At 72.8% G+C, this 8843-nt stretch carries 10 protein-coding genes; 9 read left to right on the forward strand and 1 reads right to left on the reverse strand.

Annotated elements, in window-relative coordinates; genetic code table 11:
• The first annotated feature begins 112 nt into the window (after nt 1–112).
• From casA to cas2e, 7 genes are all read left to right on the forward strand, one after another.
• On the forward strand, nt 113–1888 hold the full coding sequence (gene casA, locus ACFU7Z_RS06630; protein WP_380776653.1) for a type I-E CRISPR-associated protein Cse1/CasA: 1776 nt from the start codon (nt 113–115) through the stop codon (nt 1886–1888).
• Complete coding sequence (gene casB, locus ACFU7Z_RS06635) at nt 1878–2480, forward strand: type I-E CRISPR-associated protein Cse2/CasB (RefSeq protein WP_380776655.1); 603 nt, start codon at nt 1878–1880, stop codon at nt 2478–2480. Before casA ends, casB begins: the two co-directional genes overlap by 11 nt.
• A gap of 110 nt (nt 2481–2590) precedes the next feature.
• Nucleotides 2591–3733 carry a type I-E CRISPR-associated protein Cas7/Cse4/CasC gene (gene cas7e, locus ACFU7Z_RS06640; protein ID WP_380741987.1) on the forward strand — a complete coding sequence of 381 codons (1143 nt, stop codon included), beginning with the start codon at nt 2591–2593 and terminating at the stop codon, nt 3731–3733.
• Nucleotides 3733–4590 (forward strand): type I-E CRISPR-associated protein Cas5/CasD, encoded by an 858-nt coding sequence (gene cas5e / locus ACFU7Z_RS06645; protein WP_380776657.1) that lies wholly within the window; start codon nt 3733–3735, stop codon nt 4588–4590. The genes cas7e and cas5e overlap by 1 nt, the downstream gene beginning before the upstream one ends.
• A 4-nt stretch (nt 4591–4594) precedes the next feature.
• The gene (gene cas6e / locus ACFU7Z_RS06650; protein ID WP_380776659.1) at nt 4595–5368 is read left to right on the forward strand and encodes a type I-E CRISPR-associated protein Cas6/Cse3/CasE; all 774 of its coding nucleotides are present in this window, start codon (nt 4595–4597) and stop codon (nt 5366–5368) included.
• 3 nt (nt 5369–5371) lie between these two features.
• The gene (cas1e, locus tag ACFU7Z_RS06655) at nt 5372–6394 is read left to right on the forward strand and encodes a type I-E CRISPR-associated endonuclease Cas1e (RefSeq protein WP_074006006.1); all 1023 of its coding nucleotides are present in this window, start codon (nt 5372–5374) and stop codon (nt 6392–6394) included.
• Nucleotides 6391–6669, forward strand: coding sequence for a type I-E CRISPR-associated endoribonuclease Cas2e (gene cas2e, locus ACFU7Z_RS06660; protein WP_117486717.1), 279 nt, complete (start codon nt 6391–6393; stop codon nt 6667–6669). The genes cas1e and cas2e overlap by 4 nt, the downstream gene beginning before the upstream one ends.
• Before the next feature lie 230 nt (nt 6670–6899).
• On the opposite strand, the gene ACFU7Z_RS06665 is transcribed toward cas2e, so the two are convergent.
• Nucleotides 6900–8252, reverse strand: a complete 1353-nt coding sequence (locus ACFU7Z_RS06665; RefSeq protein ID WP_380776661.1) for a helix-turn-helix domain-containing protein — start codon at nt 8250–8252, stop codon at nt 6900–6902.
• A 134-nt stretch (nt 8253–8386) separates the two neighbouring features.
• Between ACFU7Z_RS06665 and ACFU7Z_RS06670 the strand changes: the two genes are divergently transcribed.
• Complete coding sequence (locus ACFU7Z_RS06670; RefSeq protein WP_074006003.1) at nt 8387–8575, forward strand: hypothetical protein; 189 nt, start codon at nt 8387–8389, stop codon at nt 8573–8575.
• Nucleotides 8539–8802, forward strand: a complete 264-nt coding sequence (locus ACFU7Z_RS06675; RefSeq protein WP_143204726.1) for a hypothetical protein — start codon at nt 8539–8541, stop codon at nt 8800–8802. Before ACFU7Z_RS06670 ends, ACFU7Z_RS06675 begins: the two co-directional genes overlap by 37 nt.
• The last annotated feature ends 41 nt before the right edge of the window (nt 8803–8843 follow it).

Raw genomic sequence — 8843 nt, forward strand, 5'->3', positions numbered from 1 at the left:
AGCCGGGACCGGCTCGCAGACAGAGCCAGGGGCCATCCCCGCGCACAAGATCCTGCGGGGCCGAGGAGCAATTCAAGCATTCGCCCCACAGCACACCTTCACCGATGCCACGATGAATCAGTGGCGAGCTAGACAGAGCCAGTTGGGAGACCAGTGCGTGCCTGGGTACAACCTTGTCGATGAACCGTGGCTGGCGGTGCGCCCCGTCGGCGGCGGGCCTCCCGTGAAGCTGGGGATCGCCGAGGCCCTGGCCCGGGCCCACGAACTGGAGTGCCTCGTCGTCGAGTTCTCCACCCAGCTGCCAGCCGTCCTGCGCCAGGTCCTGCTGCCCGTCGTCGCCCACGCCACTGGCGCACCCGTGACCCTCCGGAACAAGGGCGACCGGCTCGCGCAGAAGGACGGGTTCACGCAGGACGAACTGGACAGGTTCCAGGCCCACTTCGACAAGCACCATGCGAAGTTCGACCTCTTCGACTCGGTCGATCCCTTCGCGCAGGTCGCTGGACTGCGGACCGCCAAGGACGAGACGAAGGGCTCCGCCGCCCTGGTGGCGACCGCGGCGAGCGGCAACAACGTCCCGCTGTTCGCCAATCGCAGCGACGCGGACCCGCTCGACCTGACGCCGGCCCAGGCCGCCCACTGGCTCCTGCACGCCCACTGCTGGGACACCGCCGCCATCAAGACCGGCGTCGTCGGTGACGACCAGGTCAAGGCGGGCAAGACCACGGGCAACCCGACCGGCCCGCTCGGCCAGCTCGGCGTCATCGTCCCCACCGGGAGCACGCTGTACGAGACCCTCCTGCTGAACCTCCCGGTCACCCCGCCCGAGGTCCTCGGCGTCCCGCAGTGGATGCGCGGCCCGCACGAACCCGCCTGGAAGCCCCGTAAAGCCGAGGGCCTCCTCGACCTGTGGACGTGGCAGGCGCGGCGGATCCGCCTCATCCCGCACCAGGACGAGACCGGTCGGCCGAGGGTCGCTCGGGTGGTCGTCAGTGCCGGTGACCGGCTCACGCCGATGTCCGAGCAAGAGCCGCACACCGCCTGGACGTTCACCGCGCCCGCCAAGAAGTCCGCCGCCGCCCTGCCCGAGCGCAGGCCGCGCCGCCACACCCAGGGCAAGGCCGCCTGGCGCGGCCTGGACGCCCTCCTCGCGCCCACCCGCCAGAGCTCCGACGGCGCCTTCGAGACCAGCGTTCTGCTCGACGAGGTCAGCGCCCTGCGGGAGGACGGCCGGCTCCCCGCCGACTACGCGCTGCAGGTCGAGACCTTCGGCATGGTCTACGGCACCCAGTCTGCCATCGTCGAGGACGTCATCCACGACGCCATCCCCCTGCCCCTGCTCGCCCTCCACCAGGACAGCGAGGCCCACCAGCTCCTCCTGGACGTGGCCGAGCAGGCGGAGCAGCTCGCGAAGGCCGTCAACAACCTCTCCGCCGACCTGCGCCGGGCCGCCGGCGCCGACCCCATCCCCTGGGACAAGGGCCAGCGCCCCGGCGACCTCCTCCTGCACACCCTCGACCCCCTGGTCCGCCGCCTGCTCGCCGGCGTCCGCGACGCCGGAGCCGACGACGAGGTCCTGGAGCGGGGCAGGCTCGCCTGGGAGGAAGTCGCCCACCACCGCGCACGGGACGCGGCGAACGAACTCCTGCTGGCCGCCCCGGCCACCACCTTCACGGGCCGCACCATCACCCCGGCAGGCACGTCGGGCAAGTCGGGCAAGTCGCAGACCTACAAGCTCGGCACCGCCGGCGCCAACTTCCGGCACTGGCTCGACGAGATCCTTCCCCGGTACGCCGACGCCGTCCGGGAAGCGGCCGCCGCCCGAGCCGCCGAGACCGGACGCGCCCTCGAACCCGATCCCGCCCCTGGAGCGGACCTTGACGACTGAGCACACCACCACCGCCAAGCAGCGCCGGTACTGGGACGAGCACACCGCCCCCGACCACACCTGGCGTCTCGACCCCCGCACCAAGCAGCCGCGCCGGCCCCCCGGCGAGGACCTCGCGGCCATGCGCTCCGGCCTCGGCCGCCCCGTCATGGACAGCCCCAAGATGTGGCCGCTCTACAGCTGCGAGGTCAACGACGTCCTCGCCCTGCGCGATGAGGTCTCCGACGAGCAGAAGGCCGAGCACGCCGCCCTCGCCCTCTACGGCCTGCACCAGCAGAGCCAGTCCAGGCCGATGCACCGCCGCGGCGTCAAGCTCGGCGAGGCCCTGCGGGCGCTGCGCCGCAGCGGCAAGTTCAGCGAGGAGGCGCTCGACACCCGCGTCGCCCAACTCGCCGGCGCCACCAGCGTCTCCGCGCTGCTGGTCCACCTGCGCGGCCTGGTCACCCAGCTGCGCACCGTCGGACAGCCGCTGGACTACGACCACCTGATGGCCGACATCCAGGCCTGGCACCACACCGACCGGCGCCCGCAGGTCCGCCTCAAGTGGGCCGTCGGCTACCAGGCTTGGAAGGACAGGGCACCCGCCGACTGATCGCCCGCCGGCCGATCGCACGTCGCTCAATCGCACGCTGACCGATCACCCGCCGCCGCCTAATCGCCCGTCGACCTACGCCCGGACCACCACCCTTCGAGGAGCAGCGCATGACCGACCGCCTCTACATCGACGTGCACATCCTGCAGACCGTCCCGCCGGCGAACCTCAACCGGGACGACAACGGCAACCCGAAGGAGGCCTACTTCGGCGGCAAGCGCCGCTCCCGCGTCTCCTCCCAGGCCTGGAAGCGCGCGACCCGCATCCACTTCGCCGAGAGCCGCGACCGGCAGGACCTCGCCACCCGCACCAAGCGGATCGCCGCCCAGCTCGCCAAGGCCATCGCCGAGCGCACCGGCCTCGCCGCCGAGGACGCCCAGCGGATCGCCGACGCGCTGATCAAGTCGACCGGGATCTCCGCGGGCAAGAAGGAGGGCGACACCGCCTACCTGCTCTTCTACGGGCGCCGCCAGCTGGACGCCATCGCCGCCCTGGTCGCCGACACGGCCGCCGACCTCGCCGCCCTCGACACCAAGGCCCTCGACGAGGCGGTCAAGGCCCTGCCGGTCAAGGAGCAGCTGCAGACGGGCCACCCGGCCGACGTCGCGCTCTTCGGCCGCATGGTCGCGGACATCCCGGGGCTGAACGTGGACGCCGCGACGCAGGTCGCGCACGCGATCTCGACCCACGCCGCCGAGCTCGAGTTCGACTACTACACGGCGGTCGACGACGAGAACGCGGCCGACGAGACGGGCGCCGGGATGATCGGCACCATCGGCTTCAACTCGGCCACGCTCTACCGCTATGCGACCGTCGGCCTGCACCAGCTGCGGGAGAACCTCGGCGACGACAAGGCCACCGTCGACGCCGTCGACCTGTTCGTCGACTCCTTCGCCCGTTCCATGCCGACCGGTTACGGCAACTCCTTCGCCCACCGCACCCGCCCGAGCCTGGTCGCCGTCGTCGTGCGCGCCGACCAGCCGGTGAACCTCGTCTCCGCGTACGAGAACCCGGTCCCGGCGAGCCGGGGCATCGTCGCGGAGTCCGCGCGCCGCCTCGCGGGGGAGTTCGCCACCGCCACCGAGCAGTGGGGCGACACCCCGCTGTACGTCGGCATCTGCCACACCCTCGGCACCGCCGACGCCGACGAGACCGGGCAGCAGCTGGCGGAGGCCTTCGGCGCGAACCGCACCTTCCCCGAGCTGCGCGAGGGCCTGCGCACCGCGCTCATCGAGCGGGTGAACGACAACTGATGCCCGCCGACCCCACTCCCACGACGGTCCCGAAGGACGAGGCGCAGGCGGTCCTCGTGCTGCGCCTCGCCGGGCCGCTCCAGTCCTGGGGCGACCGCAGCGCGTTCAACCGCCGCGACAGTCGGCCCCAGCCGACCAAGTCCGGTGTCGTCGGCCTGCTCGCGGCCGCCGCGGGCCGCCCGCGCGAAGCGGACATCACCGACCTGGTCGGCCTGCGCCTGGGCGTGCGCATCGACCAGCCCGGCACCCTGCTGCGCGACTACCACACCGTCAGCGACTACCGGGGCCGGCCGCTGCCGCAGGCCGGGGTGAACGCCAAGGGCGTGCAGAAGCCGACCTCCCCGGCCAAGGACACCCACGTCACCCACCGCTACTACCTCCAGGACGCGGTGTTCGTCGCCGCCGTCCAGGGCCCGGCCGCCCTCGTCGAGACGCTCGCCGAGGCGATCCGCCGCCCCGCCTTCCCGCTCGCCCTCGGCCGGCGCTCCTGCGTGCCCACCCAGCCGATCACCCTCGGCGCCGTGCGCGACGGCACCCTGGAGGACGTCCTCGCCGACGAGCCCTGGCAGGCGGGCGACGCGGCCAAGAGCGCCTACCGGCGGCGGGCCGAGCGAGCCGCGGAGCCGTTCTCGCCGCACCGGATCGACCTGGCCGCGACCTTCGACGACCCGTCGGGCGACGACACCCTCCAGGACGTCCCGCGCTCCTTCGACCCCCGCGAACGCGGCTTCTCCACCCGACGGATCCGCCACGCCTGGCTCACCGTCCCCACCGGCCTCGCCCCGTCCACCACGACCGCGCAACCGTCCGCCGCCGCCTCCGCCGGCCACGACCCGTTCGCCCTGCTGGGCTGGTGACCCGATGACCTACCTCTCCCGCGTCCGCATCAACCCGCTGCGCGCCGCCAGCCGCACCCTGCTCGCCAACCCCCGTGCCCTGCACGGCGCCGTGACGGCCGGCATCCCCGACACCGAGCCCGGCGACCGGATCCTGTGGCGCCTGGACGCCGACCACCCGCGCCGCCCGATGCTGCTGGTCCTCACCCCCTCCAAGCCGGACTGGACCCACATCGTCGAACAAGCGGGATGGCCGGACGCCGACGGCGAGCACTACGCGATCCGCGACTACAGCCCGCTGCTCGGCCAGCTCGCCGTCGGCCGCGAGTTCGCCTTCCGCCTCAAGGCCAGCCCCGTCCAGAACACCTCCAAGCCCGAGAAGCCCAGCGCTCACCACACCAAGAGCGCCGCCGAACTCCACCACCGCTCCTACCGCTTGGCCCACCGCACCGCCGCCCAGCAGCTCGCCTGGTTCCTGGACCGCACCGAGCGCTGGGGCTTCACCGTCCCCGAGGCCCGCACCGACCACCCGGCACCGGGCCTCGAACCGTCGGACTCCGACGCCCCCGCCCACGCGCGGCCCGCCCGTGAGGTACGGATCACCGACCGCAGCCGCAGCAGCTTCACCAAACCCGGCACCCGCACCGCCGTCACGCTCACCACCGCCACCTTCGAAGGCCGCCTGCGCATCAGCGACCCCGCCCTCCTGCAGACGGCGCTCCTCGGCGGCATCGGCCCGTCCAAGGCCTACGGCTGCGGCCTGCTCACCCTCGCGCCGCTGCCCGCCGGAGCCCGCTGACCGATGGCCGACATCTGGTGGAAAGCCCACCCCCACGACCTGCACCGCCTCGCCGACCGGGTCTCCAGCGTCTACGTCGAGCGCAGCCACATCGACCGCGACGAGAACGCCGTCGTCGTCATCAACAAGCGCGAGACCGTCCGCGTCCCGGCGGCGATGGTCGCCGTCATGCTCCTCGGCCCGGGCACCCGCATCACCCACGGCGCCGTCAACCTCCTCGCCGACTCCGGCACCACCGTGTGCTGGGTCGGCGAGCAGGGCGTGCGCATGTACGCCGCCGGCCTCGGCCCCAGCCGCGGCGCGGCCCTCCTCAACCGGCAGGCCTGGCTGGTGAGTCGGACGAAGGAACGCCTGGCCGTCGCACGGACCATGTACCGCATGCGGTTCCCCGGCGAGGACGTCAGCACCGCCACCATGCAGCAACTGCGCGGCCGCGAGGGCGCCCGCATCCGCAAGCTCTACCAGGCCGAAGCCCGCCGAACCGGCGTGCCCTGGAACGGACGGGTCTACAAGGCCGGCGACGCGTACGCCGCGGGCGACGACCTCAACCGCCTCCTGTCGGCGGCCAACGCCGCGCTCTACGGGATCTGCCACGCGGTCATCACCGGCCTGGGCGCCAGCCCCGGACTCGGCTTCGTCCACACCGGACTGGCCACCTCGTTCGTCCTCGACATCGCCGACCTCTACAAGGCCGAGTACACGATCCCCCTCGCCTTCGACCTCGCCCAGCAGGGCCACACCGAGGAACGCGACGCCCGCCTCGGCCTGCGCGACCGCATCGCCCAGGACAAGCTGCTGGGCCGCATCGTGAACGACGTCAAGACCCTCCTCAGCCCGGAGGGCACCGAGATGCCCGACGTCGAGGTCAACGAACTCTGGGACGAACGCGTCGGCACCGTCCAAGGCGGCGTCAACTGGTCCGGCACCGAAGGCCCGCCGGTCCCCGCCGCCTCCGACCCGGGCATGGGCGACGACCACCTGGCCATCATCGGCCCGGAGTTCACCCAGGACACGAGCAGCCCGTGACCGTCATCCTCCTCATCGCCGCCCCCGAAGGCCTCCGCGGCCACCTCACCCGCTGGATGGTCGAAGTCAGCGCCGGTGTCTTCGTCGGCACCCCCAGCCGCCGCATCCGCGACCGCCTCTGGGACCTCCTCGCCACCCGCATCGGCGACGGCCAAGCCGTCCTCGTAGAGCCCGCCACCAACGAACAAGGCTGGACCGTCCGCACGGCAGGCAAGGACCGCTGGAAGCCCGTCGACTTCGACGGACTGATCCTCTCGGCCCGCTCCCGCCGATAGACCCGCAGGTCACGAAGTGTCGGCCCCGCACGTGCGGGGATGGCTCGAGCTTGGTGACGGCGTCGGCCTGCTGCGCGAAATCGGCCCCGTACGTGCGGGGATGGCTCCCAGCCCGTCACCATATCGATGCCGGATTTGACATCGGCCCTGCACGCGCGGGGATGGCTCCGTCCCGGACACCTGGATGGAGCGGGAGTCGCCGTCGGCCCCGCAAACGCGGGGATGGCTCTCTACGAGACGCCGGTACGCGCGGCCAGTTCCCTCACGCCTGCCACCGTCACGGGTGCATACAGGAGGTCTGCCGTCAGTGCTCGCAGTGCTGGTCGGCGGACCTCCTCCGGGGCGACCTGCTCGGTGAAAATCAGGGCTGCGACCGTGCGGCGGTGGTCGCCGAGGTGGTGCCACATGCGTGCGCAGTCGGTGCCGTACCGGGCCCGGCGCTCTGCTGTCGGCAGCCGTCCCGGGGTGATCCGTGCCGCGTACGGGACGCCCTCATCCGGGGTGCCCAGCGCGGTGTGCACGCCGATCCAGTACAGGTCGGCCTGCGCGGTGGTGGCGTCGACCGTGAACAGCTGGGATCGCGGTCGAGCGGCGGCGTCCGCCAAGCGGCCGACCGCGTCCTCGGCGCCCGCCATCAGATCGAGGGCGTCCATGCGGCGGTGCCCGCACGCCGCCGTGTAGGCCGCTGTCATGAGCAGCGTCGCCGCCACCGCCCGGGAGGTGTCGCCCGGGCCCTGGCCAAGCGATCCGGCAGTGCGGCGCAGGAGGTCGACCGCGGCGGCCGGGCGGCCGGCGCGCCGCATCGTGATCGCCAGGACGCGGGCCGCCTCTCCCTGAACCACGGGGTCACCGCTGGCCTGGGCCGCAGCGAGAGCCCGGTCCGCCGCTGGCCAGGCGACGTCCGAATGGCCCTTCAACGCGAGTTCCGTCGCCAGCACCCAGGCACGGGCCACGTACGCATGCGCGTCCTCCCGGGCCCGGCCGGCCGACGCGTCCCGGGTCGCCTGGGCCGTGCTCAGCAGGCCAGGCAGAGCGGCACCGAGATCCTCGTACCGGGCCGCCGTGAACTGCGAGCGCGCTGCGGCCAGCGCTCGGCCGAGCTCCTGCAGCGACACAGGCACCGAAGCTGTCGGCTCGTAGAGCGCCCCGACGATCCGGGTCGACGCATCCGGCCGGGCCGCGGCCGTCGCCGTTGCCGGGAGTGCCGAGGCTCCGGCGGCTGCCATACCGGCCACGAGCAGCTGCCTGCGGAGCATGACGTCCTCCTGATCCGGGGTCACATCTCGCGCCAGAGTAGCCGCTCCACCCAGGCCAAGGGCGTCAAGCTGCAGACCCAACACCTGGACGATCACGGCGAGCGAGTGGTCGGCCGGCCGCAGCAGGCCCGCCTCCACCCGGCTGATCGCGGACGCCGAGTAGCCGCAGGCCTGGCCCAGTTGAGCCTGAGTCATCCGCTGTGCGCACCGGGCGGTCCTGATGGCCGTCCCGAGCTGACGTTGGCGCTGACGCGACACGACGCCCCCTCCGACTACGCGGGGCCGCCACCGTATCGGCAGGACCGTGTCCACAGGCAGGGCGCGCACAGGGTGTGCGGAGCACGCACACGGCGTGCGGGAGCCGCCTCCATGCCTCCCCGAGCGGCTGACGGACGGGAAGCCTGGTGAGTGCCCCGGCCGGGCGCCTCCCCATCCACCTCTCACCCAGAGGAGAGTGCGTCATGAGTGCAGCCCTGCTCGACCGCCCCGAGGTGCAGAATCCGGCCCACGACACCTCGCAGCCCGGTAGCCTGCCGCACAGCGACCAGCCCGCGGCCGCCATGGCCTGCCCGATGTGCGGGTCGGGCGCCACCTACCAGACCATGGACGGCCGGTGGGGCTGCACCCAGTGCGGCTCGACCTGGGCCTGAGCAAGCAGGAGGACGGCAGCATGCCGATCTGCGCCGAGTGCTGCACAGCGGATGCAGTCATCGAGGACCTGGACGTGGACCCCCCTCGGCCGTGGTGCCTGGGGTGCGCCACCGCCCTGGTCGCCGCAGGTGACCCGGTGATCAACTACCGGGCCCTGACGGCCTCGGCAGCCGACTACTCGCGTACCCTGACCGCGCGCAGCACCGCGACGTTGCCGTTCGGTTAGCTGCCGACCGACCACACGACGAACGCGTCCCCGCCCGGCCG

The organism is Kitasatospora sp. NPDC057518, from assembly GCF_042802075.1.
Taxonomy (GTDB): Bacteria; Actinomycetota; Actinomycetes; order Streptomycetales; family Streptomycetaceae; genus Kitasatospora.

Coding starts and splice junctions, on each gene's coding strand:
- casA (WP_380776653.1), top strand. CDS start 113: ATGAATCAGTGGCGAGCTAGACAGAGCCAGTTGGGAGACCAGTGCGTG.
- cas7e (WP_380741987.1), top strand. CDS start 2,591: ATGACCGACCGCCTCTACATCGACGTGCACATCCTGCAGACCGTCCCG.
- cas5e (WP_380776657.1), top strand. CDS start 3,733: ATGCCCGCCGACCCCACTCCCACGACGGTCCCGAAGGACGAGGCGCAG.
- cas6e (WP_380776659.1), top strand. CDS start 4,595: ATGACCTACCTCTCCCGCGTCCGCATCAACCCGCTGCGCGCCGCCAGC.
- cas1e (WP_074006006.1), top strand. CDS start 5,372: ATGGCCGACATCTGGTGGAAAGCCCACCCCCACGACCTGCACCGCCTC.
- ACFU7Z_RS06670 (WP_074006003.1), top strand. CDS start 8,387: ATGAGTGCAGCCCTGCTCGACCGCCCCGAGGTGCAGAATCCGGCCCAC.